Raw genomic sequence first — 15393 nt, 5'->3', positions numbered from 1 at the left:
GGTTTTGTTCCTCATTTTCGTTACATAACTAAACACACCTGTAACAAAAAACATTACTCTAAGCTATCGGTCACACCACAGCTACAGGGAATGTAATGTCACCTTTTCGTCGGGCAAACGCCTACCTGTTGATTCTTTACCTACTCTGTCTTGTCATCGGTTCACAATGGGTATGGAATTACCATTATCAATCTTTGTTAGACGAACACCAAGCTCAGCTCGACCGATTCGCTAGCCACATTGCCTCAAGACTGGATAAGTACGCTCACCTCCCCCAGTTACTGGCTAAAGATACTGAGTTGATTTCGGCCTTAATGCAGCCTGACAATCCGGCTCAACTAGACATCACCAATCGTTATCTGGAAAACGTCAATAACATCATCCAGGCGTCAGACACTTATCTGATTGATCGAGTCGGTAACACCATCGCGGCGAGTAACTGGAATTTAGATCGTTCTTTTATTGGCAAAAACTTCGCTTGGCGACCCTATTTTTCTGAAGCCGTGAAGGGTCATTCCAGCCAATATTTCGCGCTTGGCTCAACGTCAGGACAAAGAGGCTATTACTACTCTTTCCCCGTAGTTTACGCGGGTGAAATTGCAGGCGTCATCGTCGTTAAGATGGACCTGTCTGCAATCGAAGAAAATTGGAAAAGTAAGCAAAACACCTTTGTCGCTACCGATAGCTACGATGTCATTTTCATGTCGAGTAATCCCCAATGGCTCTTTAAAAGTTTAATTACACTTTCAGAACCAGAGCGACAGCAGATCACCTCCAGCAGGCAGTATTTAGATAAAGACATTCAGTCGCTCGGATTGGTCGGTCAACTCGATAAGCCCCAGTCCGAACTAGAGAATCGTTTTCTTGGTTGGATTCAAGGCGATTATATCGTCTCTAGCCGCCCACTTTCTTTGCTTGATCTGACCATTCGTGTCCTGACTGAAAAGACAACCGTATTTTGGTCTACTTTGAGTTTCGCACTGATACTAACTCTGCTGTTTGTGATTGCGTTTTTGACATTGCAACTGACTTATCAGAGACACCTGAAAAAACGACAGTTTGAGCAATTGCAGTCTGAAGCCAAGCAAAAGCTAGAGTTTTTGGTTTTGGAACGAACATCAGAGTTACAAGCTGAAGTGATGGAACGGTCTCGTACCGAACAGATTTTACGCCAAACACAAGACGAGCTAATCCAAGCAGCGAAGCTGGCTGTTCTTGGTCAGATGTCAGCCAGTATAAGCCATGAACTGAATAATCCACTCGCCGCCATTAGAAGCTTTGCAGATAACGGCCGTCGCTTTCTCGGCAAAAATAAACTCGATCGTGTTGATGACAACCTAAAGCGCATCTCAGCATTGACTGACCGGATGGCAAAAATTAGCAATCAGTTAAAATCCTTTACCCGCAAATCAGACACCAGCGACAAAAGCGTTCTCGATATCGAACCTATCCTGCTATCAGCGAAGGAACTGGTTGCACCTCAGATAAAATCTTATCGGGTAGAATTAGCCACACAATTTAATCACACCACCGCAGCGGCTGAGGTCAATGCGATTCAACTGGAACAGGTTTTGATCAATCTGATCACTAACGCCGCTCAAGCCGTGGAAGAGCAAGATGAGCGTAAAGTGGTGTTGTCTACCGAACAAACAGACACGGAAATACACATCTGCATCGATGACAACGGCCCAGGTATTGAGAAAGAGCAAGCCAAGCACCTTTTTGAGCCCTTTTTTACCACCAAGAAAAATGGATTAGGGCTGGGATTGTCCATTTCACAACAGATTATTAAAGCAATGAATGGCCAGTTAAGGGTAGAAGACTCTCCTTATGGGGGAGCCCGATTTACCATACAATTACCATTTTGTACTTCAGCCCCAAAAGAGACAGCAAAGGAATCTTGATGTACGACGTCTATTTTATTGATGACGAAAGCGACATTCGCTTAGCCATAGAGCAAAGCTTTGAATTAGAGGAGATATCCGCGCAATTTTTTGCCAGTGCTGAAGAAGCACTTCTAGCGATGAAACGCGACGGATTACCCAAAGTCGTCATTTCCGATATCTGCTTACCCGGCCTGTCAGGAGAGAACCTACTCTCAACGATTCTCCATCAAGATAAAGATGTCCCTGTGATTCTCATTACCGGCCATGGTGACATCTCAATGGCGGTCAATGCCCTCAGAAATGGTGCTTATGATTTTATCGAAAAGCCCTTTCCTATTGACCGACTGATCGATACCACTCGCCGAGCATTAGAAAAGCGTGATCTCACCTTGGAGAATCAAGATCTCAAACGCAGCCTCAAAGCGAGCCAGACTCTCGGCCCAAGGATCATAGGTGACACGCCCTCTATACAGATGCTGAGAGAGACCATTTCTCACATTGCCGATACCGACGCCGATATCCTCTTATTCGGTGAAACAGGGACGGGCAAAGAACTGGTTGCTCGTTCGATTCATGAACAAAGTTCAAGACGCGACGCGAACTTTGTCGCCATCAACTGTGGCGCAGTGCCTGAAAACCTCATTGAAAGTGAACTCTATGGCCACGAAAAAGGAGCATTTACCGGTGCTGAAACTAAGCGTATCGGTAAGTTTGAACACGCTCAGGGGGGAACCCTATTCCTTGATGAGATAGAATCCATGCCGATGCAGGCACAAATTCGCTTACTGCGCGTGCTTCAAGAAAGAGTGATCGAACGCGTTGGATCCAATGAATTACTCCCGCTCGATATACGGGTCATTGCGGCCACCAAAGTTGACCTCAAACTGGCAGCAGAAAAAGGAGAATTTCGTCAAGATCTCTACTATCGCCTTAACATCGTCACACTGGATTTACCCGCACTGAGGGAACGTAAGGAAGACATCACAACCTTGTTTCATCATTTTTTACTGGTCGCCGCTTCCCGCTACGGAAAAATGGTGCCTGCGCTGCCTAACAGTACATTAAGCCAGCTCTTGAGCCACGATTGGCCCGGTAATGTACGCGAGTTAAGGAACGCAGCAGAGCGTTTTGTCTTGCTGGGTAAGCTGACTCAATTTGGAGAAAATACAGAGCAAAGCTCTCAGTCACACTCACTGGCGGAACAAGTCGCTGAGTTCGAGCGAAGTGTCATAGAGCAGGCCTTGCTTGAATCGGGAGGAAGCATTAAACAGACCATGGATAAACTGAGTTTGGCGAGAAAAACACTGTATGACAAAATGCAGCGCTACGGATTAGATAAAGCCAACTATAAATCGGATTAACTAGTTACGAAGTCACAGCCAGCACCAAGTGCTGGCTTTTACTTTCTAACCTCTCAGCATGGCATCAAGCTGGTCGACAACTTCCGCCCAGTCAGCATCTTCTTCTATCGCTTCTTTTAAAAACGTAGCCTGAGACGGTGACCAGAAAAACGCTTCATATAACGCCGTGCCAACTACCAACCCACTGTGATTATTCACGAAATCCCGAATACTCTCTTCGGAGCTATCTAACCCAAGTTGTCGAAACAAATCTGGCATAGAGTGTTGGTGCATTTCCATAATGGCCTCACTCGTATCACGGTAAAGAACAGCGCTACTTCGACAGTAACGGCTCCCTATAACTATAGACTGGTTAGTGGAAAGCATAAAAAAGCCTCACCATCTGGTGAGGCTCTCGGTAGCCATTAAATGTCCCGTCCTGAGATAAGTTGACACTTCGGAGACTTATCAATGAACTCTTCAAGCAATACAACACCAAAGCGCTCTCAACGAGATTACACAATGGGCTTTAAATTGGCTGTTGTTGCCCAAGTTGAAAAAGGCGAAATGACATACAANTGTCCCGTCCTGAGATAAGTTGACACTTCGGAGACTTATCAATGAACTCTTCAAGCAATACAACACCAAAGCGCTCTCAACGAGATTACACAATGGGCTTTAAATTGGCTGTTGTTGCCCAAGTTGAAAAAGGCGAAATGACATACAAACAGGCTCAAGCTCACTATGGCATACAAGGACGCAGTACCGTTCTTGTCTGGCTCAGAAAGCATGGTAAGTTGGATTGGTCGAAACCAATAGAGCACTCTCCAATGTCTAAATCCAAAGAAACACCTGCACAAAAGATTAAGCGTCTTGAAAAAGCCCTCGCCAATGCCGAAATGAAAAACATGATTTACGGCGATATGGTTGAGCTTCTTAAAGATGATTACGGAATTGATTTGGAAAAAAAGTACTTAGCCGAACGCTCTGGCTCGCCAAAGAGCAAGGAAAAGTAAAGCTAGCCTCTGCATGCAAGCAGTTCAATTTATCTCGGCAAGCAGTGTACCAATGGAAACAGCGTCTAGAAGCTCGTGTCAACGAGCTTTTGCCAGTGAAAGGAATGGTGATGTACTGGCGACAGTACATGCCACGAATTGGTACCCGCAAGTTATACCTGTTGATTAAGCCTCAGCTTGAGARACTTGGGATAAAGCTAGGACGAGACGGYCTATTTAAGTATTTAAAAAATGAGAATATGTTAGTCAAACCAAGGAAGAACTACATCAAGACAACGAACAGCAGGCATTGGTTAAGAAAACATCCTAACTTGCTAAAAGAAAGAGCGGTTAATCATGTAGAAGAAGTTGTCGTCAGCGACATCACCTATGTAAAAACCGATGAAGGCACGCATTATCTCTCGTTAGTTACGGATGCTTACTCTCGAAAAATATTGGGCTATGAACTGAGTAATGAAATGAAAGCGAGTGATGTTGTAAAGGCGTTAGACATGACAATCATAAATCGACGAACAAATGCTGCGACTATCCATCACTCAGACAGAGGTCTACAGTACTGTTCGTCAGAATATCAAGAAAAGTTAAATGCTAACGGCATGATTCCATCAATGACAGACGGTTATGACTGCTATCAAAACGCCCTTGCAGAGCGAGTTAACGGGATATTAAAGAGTGAGTTCCTGCTCTATNACAGAGGTCTACAGTACTGTTCGTCAGAATATCAAGAAAAGTTAAATGCTAACGGCATGATTCCATCAATGACAGACGGTTATGACTGCTATCAAAACGCCCTTGCAGAGCGAGTTAACGGGATATTAAAGAGTGAGTTCCTGCTCTATCAATGCAATACGATGAAGGAGCTCACAGTGTTAGTAAAAGAGTCGATATCGATATATAACGACTTGAGGCCGCACATGAGCTTGGGGATGAAAACTCCAAGTGAAGTGCATGAAAAAGCCAGCAGGGATTACCTACTGGCTTCATAAAAAAAGCGTCAACCTATTTTAGGACTAGACANGTTAGTAAAAGAGTCGATATCGATATATAACGACTTGAGGCCGCACATGAGCTTGGGGATGAAAACTCCAAGTGAAGTGCATGAAAAAGCCAGCAGGGATTACCTACTGGCTTCATAAAAAAAGCGTCAACCTATTTTAGGACTAGACATATTTAATTTACAGACCTGCGTCGGCAAACACTTGATTCACGATCTCTTGCGCTTCGGATTCAATGTGCTTTAAGTGCTCTGCACCTTTAAAGCTTTCACAGTAAATCTTATAAATATCTTCTGTTCCTGATGGTCGCGCCGCAAACCAACCGTTATCAGTTGTTACTTTAAGGCCACCAATCGCAGCGCCGTTACCAGGAGCGTGAGTCAAACGAGCGGTAATCTTATCCCCCGCTAGCGTCTCTGCTTTGACCATTTCTGCAGACAGCTTTTTCAACACCTCTTTTTGAGGCCCACTTGCTACTGCTTGAATGCGATTATATTGAGACTCACCATGCTTAGCTGACAACTCTTCATAATATTCTTGTGGATTCTTGCCCGTTACCGCTGTGATTTCAGCAGCTAGCAGACACAAGATAATACCGTCTTTGTCTGTTGACCATGGAGTACCATCTTTACGCAAGAACGAAGCTCCTGCACTTTCTTCACCACCAAAGCCGAACTGTCCTTGATATAAACCATCAACGAACCACTTGAAACCAACTGGTACTTCACACAGCTCACGACCTAAATCTGCGACCACACGATCAATCAATGCACTAGAAACTAGCGTTTTACCCACTGCAACTTCACTTCCCCAATCTTGGCGATGGCGATACAGGTAATCAATGCACACAGCTAAGAAGTGGTTCGGGTTCATCAAGCCTTTAGGCGTCACGATACCATGGCGGTCGTAATCGGGATCATTACCAAAAGCTAAATCATACTCGTCTTTTAGCGCCAGTAATCCAGCCATAGCGTAAGGTGACGAACAATCCATGCGAACTACACCGTCTTTATCCAAACACATAAACTGGAAAGAAGGGTCAATCGCTTCACTAACTAGAGTGAGATTCAAGTTATACGCCGCTGCAATTTGTCGCCAGTAGTCGATCCCACTGCCGCCAAGTGGGTCAACGCCGATCTTGAGGTTTGCTTTTTGGATGGCCTCCATATCAATCACATTTACCAGATCGTCAACGTATGGTTTAACTAAGTCTTTCTCTGTGAAAAGTGCTGAGGCTTTTGCCTCAGCTAGCGGCATACGCTTCACACCTTGTAAGCCTTCAGCAATCAGCATATTAGCTCGATCTTGGATCGCCTGAGTGAGCTCACCTTCTGCCGGACCACCGTGCGTTGGGTTGTACTTGATACCACCATCTTGCGGCGGGTTGTGTGATGGCGTGATGACAATGCCATCAGCTTTATCTTGATGTTTAAGGTTATGAGTCAAAATCGCGTGTGACACCCCTGGCGTCGGCGTGTAACCATTGTCTTGCTGAACAACGACTTGAACTCCGTTTGCAATCAATACTTCAACAACACTGGAAAAAGCAGGCTCTGACAAAGCATGCGTATCTTTGCCAACAAATAGAGGCCCTGTCGTTTTTTTCTCAGCACGCACCTCAGCTATCGCTTGAGCGATCGCCAAGATATGATTTTCGTTGAAGGTAGATTTGTCCGCAGTACCACGGTGTCCAGAAGTACCGAATTCAACCTTGTGTTCTGGATTAGCAGAGTCAGGTTGAAGTAGGAAATAGTTCGCGACAAGTGCAGGAATATTATGCAGGTCCTGCTGTTGGGCTTTTTGTCCCGCGCGTGGGTGCATAGCCATTTTGACATCCTTTCTTAAAAATTATCAGAAACAAAAAAACCTCATAATACTCAGAGCTATTTGAACATTATGAGGTTTAAATCAGAATTCTTAAATTGAGTTCGTGACCTTCTCAATTAAATCAGCGGGGAAGTTCATTCTCGCCATCAACTGATCAACCATTTGGCGCTTGCGACTGGTGTTGTTGTTAGTAATCACCCAGAAAGGCGAGCCAGGAATCGCTTTTGGTTTTGTCGTGTTACCGCTCTCTAGCAACGTTTGTTCATTGTTAGCAAAATACACGCGCTTACGACCTTTGACTTGAGTTGCTTCTGAAAATCCCTGCGGGTCAATGCGGTTCAGAGTCGACAATACCAGCATGAATCGATCAATGGCCTTTTTCAGACCAGCAAACTCATCAGAAATCAGCAATGAGCGCATTGCTTTTACGCTATCTACTTTCTCTTCTTTTGCAGCATCACGACTCACCACAATTCCTTTAGGTTGTGCAGCTTGCACGACTGGTGCTGATGCTTGATTCTGCTCATCAACCGCGAGAAGGCGACGTAAAATGTCTGATGCACTTTCACCGATGTGTTGGGTTTGACCTGCGATGTAACGGTATAGATCCTCATCAACCTCAATTGTTTTCATTCGCTTTTCACAATCTCTATGTTTAAACTCTGTGGGATTATATACCCAAGTCCCCTCAATATGCGAGTTCCAGATTTGCTATCTGAAGCAGATCCATGGCCGAATGAGGCGCTACGTTAAACCAGTCACGAATAGAATAAAATGTCACAACTGCTCAATTATAAAATCGAAGGTGAGGGTCACACCATAGTTTTGATCCACGGCTTATTTGGCAACCTAGATAACCTGGGTCTACTCGCTCGTGATTTACGCCAAGATTTTCAGGTGGTCAGCATTGATCTGCGCAATCATGGTTTGTCTTTTCAATCCCCTCAACACAATTATGAGTTGATGGCTGAAGATGTATTAAATACGCTGCAGCACCTTGAGCTTGAACGCTACATACTGATTGGTCACTCGATGGGCGGTAAAGTGGCAATGAAATTAGCAGGGCTTGCTCAAACTCAAGTTGAAAAGCTGTTGGTTTTAGATATGGCGCCGGTTGCTTACAGCCAACGTCGACACGACAATGTTTTTGCGGGCCTAAAAGCTGTACTGGAACAGCAACCAACTTCACGTAAGCAAGCCCTCGATATTCTCGCTCAGCATATCGAGATGGAAGGCGTCAGGCAGTTTCTTGGCAAGTCGCTATACAATAACGGTGAGCATTTAGAATGGCGCTTCAATGTTGCTAGCCTTTGGGACAATTACGCACAGATTTTAGGTTGGAATCCAATAGATAAAATCACCACTCCCACTCTGATGGTGAAAGGTGGAGACTCAGACTACCTCACCACTGAGCATCAAAGTGAAGTGCAAAAGCAATTTGCCAACGTAAAAGCGCATGTTATTGCTAATACTGGTCACTGGTTACACGCAGAAAAACCCCAAGAAGTTTTGCGTGCGATACGCAAATTTATCGCTTAAAAACAGAATGAGAGGTCAGTTGCGCCCAGCCCGTTAACTTTATCTTTTAACAGTGGTATAGTTCGGCGCAAGTAATTTGGCATAAAGGGATCCCATGCTCTACGACTATATGAACATGCTCGAGTCCATTGGTCTCGATCTTCTTTTCGCGTCTATCTTTTTCCTGATTGGTATGGCGATTAAAGACGTGTTAAAGGCTGGGAATGTTCCTCCTTTTGGTCGTCGCATTGTATGGTTAGTCCTATTCCTTGGTTGTGCTGGATTTATCGCCAAAGGCATTATTCAGATTAGCTGGGAAGGTGGCGGTATCGGCTGATATCAACCGGAACCCACAACAGAAATTAGTAAAGGTAACGAATCTATGGCAAGTGTAGGCATCTTCTTTGGTAGCGACACAGGTAACACTGAAGCTGTTGCAAAGATGATTCAAAAGCAACTAGGTAAACAACTGATTCACGTTCAAGATATCGCGAAAAGTAGCAAAGAGGATATCGATAACTTCGATCTTCTGCTACTCGGCATTCCAACTTGGTACTATGGTGAAGCGCAATGTGACTGGGATGATTTTTTCCCAGAGCTAGAGCAAATTGACTTCTCTACCAAGCTTGTTGCTATCTTTGGCTGTGGTGACCAAGAAGATTACGCTGAGTACTTCTGTGATGCTATGGGCACTGTGCGTGACATTGTCGAAGCTAAAGGCGGAACTATCCTAGGCTACACATCGACGGAAGGTTACGAATTCGAAGCCTCTAAAGGACTCGTCGAAGGTGATGACAGCCAGTTTGTTGGTCTATGCATTGACGAAGATCGCCAGCCTGAACTTACTGATGAACGCGTAACTAACTGGTGTAAACAAATTCACGAAGAAATGTGCTTAGCTGAGTTAGAAGGCTAACCAAGTTCTTTGAAAGTTCTCTTTTGATGGATTGAAAATACCCTCAAGCATGTATGTTTGAGGGTATTTTTTATAGGCAAAACGAATTTAAATCAAATCGATGAGATCTTGTTCTGTTTTGATTTCTATCCCTAGTTCTTGAGCCTTCGCCAGTTTAGAACCGGCATTTTCGCCAGCAAATAAGATATCCGTTTTCTTACTGACACTACCGGTCACCTTTGCGCCTAATTCCTGTAAGGCTGCTTTTGCTTCATTGCGAGAAAGTTGAGACAACGACCCCGTCAGTACCACCGTCTTTCCAGCTAAAGGTTGGGGGATATCTTGGCTTTTCTCTTCGATTGCCGGCCACACTATGCCTTGTTCGATGAGATCATCAATCACTTGTTGATTTTTCTCTTGGCCAAAGAAAGCAATCACATGACTAGCAACAATATTTCCTATATCGGACACCTCAATTAGCTGCTCATGAGTGGCCTTTTTAACCGCATCTAGGGTTTTAAAATGTTGAGCTAAATTCGCTGCGGTCGCCTCACCAACCTCTCGAATACCAAGAGAGTACAGAAAGCGCGGTAAGGTTGTTGATTTCGCTTTATTGAGCGCATCCACTATATTTTGTGCTGATTTAGGACCCATACGATCTAGGACCGTTATTACCCCAGCAGACAGTTTAAACAAATCAGCCGGAGTCTCGACCATCTCACGATCGACCAATTGTTCAATAACTTTGTCCCCTAAGCCATCAACATCCAGAGCTTTACGCGAGACAAAATGTTTGAGAGCTTCTTTACGTTGCGCCTGACAAACCAGACCTCCAGAGCATCTAGCCACCGCTTCGCCTTCAACACGTTCAATATCCGAGCTACACACCGGACACTGTTCAGGAAAGACAATATCTTTTGCAGATCCGGGCCTACGTTCTTTGATCACTGAAACGATTTGTGGAATAACGTCCCCCGCACGGCGGACAATCACACTATCTCCCACTTTGACACCCAAACGTTCAATCTCATCGGCATTGTGCAACGTCGCGTTGCTGACAGTAACCCCACCAACAAAAACCGGTTCAAGCTTGGCCACTGGAGTAATCGCCCCTGTTCGGCCTACCTGAAACTCAACGCCATTAAGCAAGGTAATCTCTTCTTGTGCAGGAAACTTGTAGGCAATCGCCCATCGAGGAGCTCTCGCAACAAACCCCAGTTGTTCCTGCAGTACAATATCGTCCACTTTAATCACCACGCCATCAATCTCGTATGAAAGAGCATCTCGACGCGTTAAAATATCGTGGTAATACGCTTTGACTTCATCAAGATTGGAGACTCGACGAGTCTCAGGACACATTGGCATTCCCCAACCTTTTAACTGCAAAAATCGCTCATAATGGCTCTTTGACAATGTGGCACCTTCTACCACACCAACGCTGTACGCATAAAAGCTCAATGGTCGAGTCGCCGTGATACGGGAGTCCAACTGACGCAGACTGCCTGCAGCGGCATTACGTGGATTGACAAACACTTTCTCGCCCTTTTTAAGTGCCTGTTGATTGAGCTTGTCGAAACCTGCCTTTGGCATAAAGACTTCACCGCGAACTTCAATACGTTGCGGCCAACCCTGACCACTAAGTTTAAGTGGAATAGATTTGATGGTACGTACATTTTCGGTAATATTTTCTCCCGTAGCCCCATCACCTCGAGTGGCTGCCCGAACTAAGACTCCATTCTCATACAACAAGCTCACCGCAAGACCATCCAGTTTCGGCTCGCAGCAGAAAGCACTGAAATCAGCTGAGGGAGCACGCACTGTCATGCGTTTATGGAAACTGTCCAGTTCGCTATCATCGAATGCATTATCCAAAGATAACATCGGAATCTCATGCGTTACCGATTCGAAACCACTAAGCGGCTGACCTCCGACACGCTGGCTTGGAGAGTCAAGAGTGATCAGCTCAGGGTGTTCCGCTTCAAGTGCTAACAATTCTCGCATCAAGCGGTCATATTCCGCATCAGGAACCTCAGGGTTGTCTTCAACGTAGTACTTCACACCGTGGTAATGAAGGGTTTCACGTAACTGATTGAGTTTTTCTTGAATCTCTTGTGACATAACTAACTCTGTACTTAAACATTCTAATCACCAATATCATCGAGATATCAGCAAAGGATTGACAGGGGGATGAGTAGGCTTTACTGGCTTATTAACCAAACCATACTCAAAAAATAAAGGCTCCGGATTCGGAGCCTTTATAAGGTTATTGGCGAATTACGCGCTTTTCGCCGCTTTAAAGTCCTGAATTTGAGCTCGATACGCATCCAGACGATTCGGCGTCATCAGGTTACGAGCATCATCCAAAACATTCGCTCCCAAGTCATCCGCGATCTGCTGCGCGGTTTTCAACATCAGTTTGAAATTCTGCTCAGGGTCTCCATAACAAGGTAATGTCATAAAGAACGAAATACCCTGAGTGGTAAATTCTGCCGGATCGGTATGCTCAAGCGTACCTGGTTGCATCATATTCGCCACACTAAACAAAACCTTACCTGTACCAGACAAGTCTGCATGGCGATGGAAAATATCCATTTCACCGTAAAGTAAACCATTCTGCTGCATACTATCGAACAATTTTGTACCCACAAATGGCTCAGGGCCCGCGCAGTGGACATTAAGAACAATAACCTGCATCTCGGGTTCTTCTTCGCTTTCTGAGGCGATCAGCTCTTCGTCATTCGCTTCAACGACCTCAGTGCTAATGTCATCGACGGCTGCCACTGGCTCGATAGAGGGCTCAACCTCATCCGGAACTTGAGTCAAAATAGAAGGCATATCGAGTTCAGGTTCGTTGACAATGTTCTGCTCCGCTACGGTTTGTGGAGGCTCAACCTCGGAATAACCATCAATCAGCGGATCTGCAGTAATATTGCCTTCAGTGAAATCCGGTTCTTTACGTTCTTTGCGAATAATTTCAAAATCATCCTCAGGCGCAAACGCACGCTCAGGCATGAGCTCAGAATCATCTTCTTTATCGACGTCTAACTTGCGAAGTGGCTTACTGCCAAACTTGGCTTTTCCTTCTTTTTTGCTTGTCCATAAACCGTGAAACAGTAGCGCTGCTATTGCTAAAGCTCCGACGATTATGAGTACAAATCGCAATTCCTGCATTTTTCGCTCTCAAATTATTCGATATACCTAGCCCGTAAACCAACTTATCGAATCTGGTTAAACCTTTCTATAACTAACTCTACCAAAACTCTCCCCTGTTTTAGAACAACTTAATGTGAGAAGTTCACGCAATGTTGTGATTTTGAACACGCTTTTTTCTTGTTAAGATAAAATACGTTCGTTTTTACACCATAACTCAGTCAGTGCTTATGAATTCAAAAATACATCAACGTTCCGGTTTTGGTTATTTCTTCTATGGCCTTGAGCTTGCGATCAAACCCGGTATTCGCCAATTTGTGCTACTGCCTTTATTAGCCAATATTCTGCTTGTTGGGGGGGCGCTTTTTTACCTATTTTCTCATTTAGATATCTGGATTGAACAACTCATGGGACAACTACCTGAGTTTCTTTCTTGGTTAAGCTATGTGTTGTGGCCTTTATTGGTCGTGACAATTTTAGCGACGTTTTCTTATTTCTTTAGCACATTGGCAAATTTTGTCGCGGCCCCATTTAATGGGTTACTGGCAGAAAAAGTGGAAGAATACCTAACAGGAAGTAAAGTCAATGAAGATGGCGTATTGGCAGTGGTTAAAGACACTCCAAGAATTCTAGCCAGAGAGTGGAGAAAACTGCTTTATGTTCTACCAAAGGCTATCGGTCTGTTTATTTTATTGCTGATTCCCGCCTTAGGACAAACACTAGGCCCAGTTCTTTGGTTTGGGTTCACAGCGTGGATGCTTGCCATTCAATACTGTGATTATCCGTTTGATAACCATAAGGTCCCGTTTAATGAGATGCGTAACAGTTTGAAACAAAAACAAGGTAAGGCGTACAGCTTCGGTGCTTTAGTCGCCATCTTTACCACAATCCCAATTTTAAACCTGATTGTTATGCCTGTTGCTGTTTGTGGCGCGACAGCGATTTGGGTATCAGAGTTCAAGCGTTAACAGGTAAATAGTGCATGTTAGCTGAATAACATGCACTTCATCCCATTCTAATAAGTTATAACTTTTTAATCCTTCTCTACTATTTTCAGCTAGCCTACTCTTCTATCCACGCACTCTATATCGAGCAAATAAATGACCAGCCTATTGCCCTCATACTATGGTCGATAAGCTTTTAACAGATGAAGGATCACGACATGAGCAAAATCTACGAAGATAACTCTCTTACCATCGGTAATACTCCTCTAGTACGTCTAAATAAAGTCAGTAAAGGTAAAGTACTGGCAAAAGTTGAAGCTCGTAACCCAAGCTTTAGTGTTAAATGTCGTATTGGCGCAAACATGATCTGGGAAGCGGAAAAAGAAGGTACCCTAAAATCGGGAGTAGAGCTTGTAGAGCCAACCAGTGGTAACACAGGTATTGCTCTGGCTTTCGTTGCCGCCGCTCGTGGTTACAAACTTACTCTGACAATGCCAGAATCTATGAGTCTTGAGCGTCGTAAACTTCTTAAAGCATTAGGTGCAAACCTTGAGCTCACAGAAGCAGCAAAAGGAATGAAAGGCGCAATCGCGAAAGCAGAAGAGATTGTGGCAAGCAACCCTGACAAATACCTACTATTACAACAGTTCAACAACCCAGCGAACCCACAAATCCACGAAAAAACCACAGGCCCTGAAATTTGGGAAGCCACTGATGGTGAAATTGATGTCTTCGTTGCTGGTGTTGGTACGGGTGGTACTATCACAGGCACAAGCCGATACATCAAAGGAGAGAAAGGCAAGAACATTGTTTCTGTGGCAGTAGAGCCAGCTGAGTCTCCAGTGATTGCACAAGCGCTAGCAGGGGAAGAAATTCAACCAGCACCACACAAAATCCAAGGTATTGGTGCAGGCTTCATCCCAGGCAACCTAGATTTAGAACTGTTAGACCGCGTTGAGTCCGTCACTTCTGAAGAAGCGATCGAAATGGCTCGTCGCCTAATGGAAGAGGAAGGAATTCTTGCTGGAATCTCTTCAGGTGCAGCCGTTGTAGCCGCGAATAGACTAGCAGAACTACCTGAATTTGAAGGAAAAACTATCGTAACCGTTCTACCAAGCTCCGGTGAACGTTACCTCAGTTCTGCGTTGTTTGCTGGTATCTTTACCGAGAAAGAGAACCAACAATAATACGTAGCGAAATCAATTTTTCATCTAAAAAAGCCCCTTTCAGGGGCTTTTTTGTTGATCCTTGCCTCACCTTTGGTAATAATCAGGTCAGTTTTATTTTTAGCTTCAAAATAAAAGCTAAGTAAGAATTAACGCCAGTTATGATATCCGGCACAGATTGGAATCATAACCGGAAAACTTGCAATCAGTATCGGTTATGACACGAAATGAATAGTGTGTATTTGGCACATTACAGAGTTAAGGGTTAAGCTGATTCTGATTAAGAAACTATCAAAATATAAATCAATTGGGGTATATAACATGTACGAGAAGCAAGTAGAAATCACTGCAGAAAACGGTCTTCACACTCGTCCAGCTGCACAGTTCGTTAAAGAAGCTAAAGGCTTTGATGCGGACATCACTGTGACTTCTAACGGTAAAAGCGCTAGCGCAAAGAGCCTATTCAAACTGCAAACTCTTGGCCTTGTAAAAGGTACGCAAGTTACTATCTCAGCTGAGGGCCCTCAAGCTCAACAAGCTGTTGACCACCTAGTTGCTCTAATGGATCAACTACACTAATCCGGTCTCCTATTTCTAAAGCCATTTTGTGAAAGCAAAATGGCTTTGTTGGAAATAGGCCAAGATATAAGCTACAC

At 44.4% G+C, this 15393-nt stretch carries 13 protein-coding genes and 2 pseudogenes; 10 read left to right on the top strand and 5 right to left on the bottom strand.

From position 1 onward, the window contains the following. Nucleotides 1-95 precede the first annotated feature (95 nt). Nucleotides 96-1904 (top strand): ATP-binding protein, encoded by a 1809-nt coding sequence (locus L1D15_RS08215; protein ID WP_239875273.1) that lies wholly within the window; start codon nt 96-98, stop codon nt 1902-1904. Continuing rightward, on the top strand, nt 1904-3247 hold the full coding sequence (locus tag L1D15_RS08210; RefSeq protein WP_239875272.1) for a sigma-54 dependent transcriptional regulator: 1344 nt from the start codon (nt 1904-1906) through the stop codon (nt 3245-3247). The genes L1D15_RS08215 and L1D15_RS08210 overlap by 1 nt, the downstream gene beginning before the upstream one ends. Nucleotides 3248-3292: 45 nt before the next feature. On the opposite strand, the gene L1D15_RS08205 is transcribed toward L1D15_RS08210, so the two are convergent. Next, nucleotides 3293-3526 carry a DUF2789 domain-containing protein gene (locus L1D15_RS08205; protein ID WP_239836835.1) on the bottom strand — a complete coding sequence of 78 codons (234 nt, stop codon included), beginning with the start codon at nt 3524-3526 and terminating at the stop codon, nt 3293-3295. A gap of 320 nt (nt 3527-3846) precedes the next feature. Here L1D15_RS08205 and L1D15_RS08200 point away from each other — a divergent pair. Beyond that, nucleotides 3847-4931: pseudogene (locus L1D15_RS08200) on the top strand (IS3 family transposase); the annotation flags it as partial. A gap of 3 nt (nt 4932-4934) precedes the next feature. Beyond that, nucleotides 4935-5228, top strand: a pseudogene (locus tag L1D15_RS08195) (integrase core domain-containing protein); the annotation flags it as partial. A gap of 189 nt (nt 5229-5417) precedes the next feature. Here the strand turns inward: L1D15_RS08195 and pgm are convergent. Continuing rightward, nucleotides 5418-7064: a phosphoglucomutase (alpha-D-glucose-1,6-bisphosphate-dependent) gene (gene pgm / locus L1D15_RS08190; protein ID WP_239875271.1), complete on the bottom strand. Its 1647-nt coding sequence runs from the start codon at nt 7062-7064 to the stop codon at nt 5418-5420. A 90-nt stretch (nt 7065-7154) separates the two neighbouring features. Further along, entirely contained in the window at nt 7155-7697 is a 543-nt protein-coding gene (seqA, locus tag L1D15_RS08185) for a replication initiation negative regulator SeqA (RefSeq protein ID WP_239838331.1), read from the bottom strand. Between the two features lie 141 nt (nt 7698-7838). On the opposite strand from seqA, the gene L1D15_RS08180 reads away from it, so the two are divergent. From L1D15_RS08180 to fldA, 3 genes are all read left to right on the top strand, one after another. Next, entirely contained in the window at nt 7839-8603 is a 765-nt protein-coding gene (locus L1D15_RS08180; protein WP_239875270.1) for an alpha/beta fold hydrolase, read from the top strand. 94 nt (nt 8604-8697) lie between these two features. After that, on the top strand, nt 8698-8919 hold the full coding sequence (locus L1D15_RS08175) for a DUF2788 domain-containing protein (protein ID WP_239838333.1): 222 nt from the start codon (nt 8698-8700) through the stop codon (nt 8917-8919). A gap of 45 nt (nt 8920-8964) precedes the next feature. Further along, entirely contained in the window at nt 8965-9498 is a 534-nt protein-coding gene (gene fldA / locus L1D15_RS08170) for a flavodoxin FldA (RefSeq protein WP_239838334.1), read from the top strand. An 87-nt stretch (nt 9499-9585) separates the two neighbouring features. Here the strand turns inward: fldA and ligA are convergent, their stop codons facing one another. Both ligA and zipA read right to left on the bottom strand, forming a co-directional pair. Next, nucleotides 9586-11595: an NAD-dependent DNA ligase LigA gene (ligA, locus tag L1D15_RS08165; RefSeq protein WP_239875269.1), complete on the bottom strand. Its 2010-nt coding sequence runs from the start codon at nt 11593-11595 to the stop codon at nt 9586-9588. Between the two features lie 156 nt (nt 11596-11751). After that, nucleotides 11752-12648 carry a cell division protein ZipA gene (gene zipA, locus L1D15_RS08160; RefSeq protein WP_239875268.1) on the bottom strand — a complete coding sequence of 299 codons (897 nt, stop codon included), beginning with the start codon at nt 12646-12648 and terminating at the stop codon, nt 11752-11754. 209 nt (nt 12649-12857) lie between these two features. Between zipA and cysZ the strand changes: the two genes are divergently transcribed. The 3 genes from cysZ (at nt 12858) to L1D15_RS08145 (ending at nt 15316) form a co-directional block, all read left to right on the top strand. Beyond that, complete coding sequence (cysZ, locus tag L1D15_RS08155; RefSeq protein ID WP_239838337.1) at nt 12858-13595, top strand: sulfate transporter CysZ; 738 nt, start codon at nt 12858-12860, stop codon at nt 13593-13595. Between the two features lie 194 nt (nt 13596-13789). Then, complete coding sequence (gene cysK / locus L1D15_RS08150; protein WP_239875267.1) at nt 13790-14758, top strand: cysteine synthase A; 969 nt, start codon at nt 13790-13792, stop codon at nt 14756-14758. A gap of 300 nt (nt 14759-15058) precedes the next feature. Next, on the top strand, nt 15059-15316 hold the full coding sequence (locus L1D15_RS08145) for an HPr family phosphocarrier protein (RefSeq protein ID WP_006957371.1): 258 nt from the start codon (nt 15059-15061) through the stop codon (nt 15314-15316). The last annotated feature ends 77 nt before the right edge of the window (nt 15317-15393 follow it).

Origin of the sequence: Vibrio sp. Isolate25, from assembly GCF_022398025.1 — a bacterium.
Lineage (GTDB): Bacteria > Pseudomonadota > Gammaproteobacteria > Enterobacterales > Vibrionaceae > Vibrio > Vibrio coralliilyticus_A.
The sequence above is the reverse complement of the archived record's forward strand: the minus strand, read 5'-3'. Positions and strand labels throughout refer to the sequence as shown.

What these genes read in the sequence shown, in the direction of transcription:
- L1D15_RS08180 (WP_239875270.1), top strand. Translation starts at nt 7,839, where the DNA reads ATGTCACAACTGCTCAATTATAAAATCGAAGGTGAGGGTCACACCATA.
- L1D15_RS08145 (WP_006957371.1), top strand. Translation starts at nt 15,059, where the DNA reads ATGTACGAGAAGCAAGTAGAAATCACTGCAGAAAACGGTCTTCACACT.
- ligA (WP_239875269.1), bottom strand. Translation starts at nt 11,595, where the DNA reads ATGTCACAAGAGATTCAAGAAAAACTCAATCAGTTACGTGAAACCCTT.
- seqA (WP_239838331.1), bottom strand. Translation starts at nt 7,697, where the DNA reads ATGAAAACAATTGAGGTTGATGAGGATCTATACCGTTACATCGCAGGT.
- L1D15_RS08210 (WP_239875272.1), top strand. Translation starts at nt 1,904, where the DNA reads ATGTACGACGTCTATTTTATTGATGACGAAAGCGACATTCGCTTAGCC.
- cysZ (WP_239838337.1), top strand. Translation starts at nt 12,858, where the DNA reads ATGAATTCAAAAATACATCAACGTTCCGGTTTTGGTTATTTCTTCTAT.
- pgm (WP_239875271.1), bottom strand. Translation starts at nt 7,064, where the DNA reads ATGGCTATGCACCCACGCGCGGGACAAAAAGCCCAACAGCAGGACCTG.
- zipA (WP_239875268.1), bottom strand. Translation starts at nt 12,648, where the DNA reads ATGCAGGAATTGCGATTTGTACTCATAATCGTCGGAGCTTTAGCAATA.
- L1D15_RS08205 (WP_239836835.1), bottom strand. Translation starts at nt 3,526, where the DNA reads ATGGAAATGCACCAACACTCTATGCCAGATTTGTTTCGACAACTTGGG.
- fldA (WP_239838334.1), top strand. Translation starts at nt 8,965, where the DNA reads ATGGCAAGTGTAGGCATCTTCTTTGGTAGCGACACAGGTAACACTGAA.
- cysK (WP_239875267.1), top strand. Translation starts at nt 13,790, where the DNA reads ATGAGCAAAATCTACGAAGATAACTCTCTTACCATCGGTAATACTCCT.
- L1D15_RS08175 (WP_239838333.1), top strand. Translation starts at nt 8,698, where the DNA reads ATGCTCTACGACTATATGAACATGCTCGAGTCCATTGGTCTCGATCTT.
- L1D15_RS08215 (WP_239875273.1), top strand. Translation starts at nt 96, where the DNA reads ATGTCACCTTTTCGTCGGGCAAACGCCTACCTGTTGATTCTTTACCTA.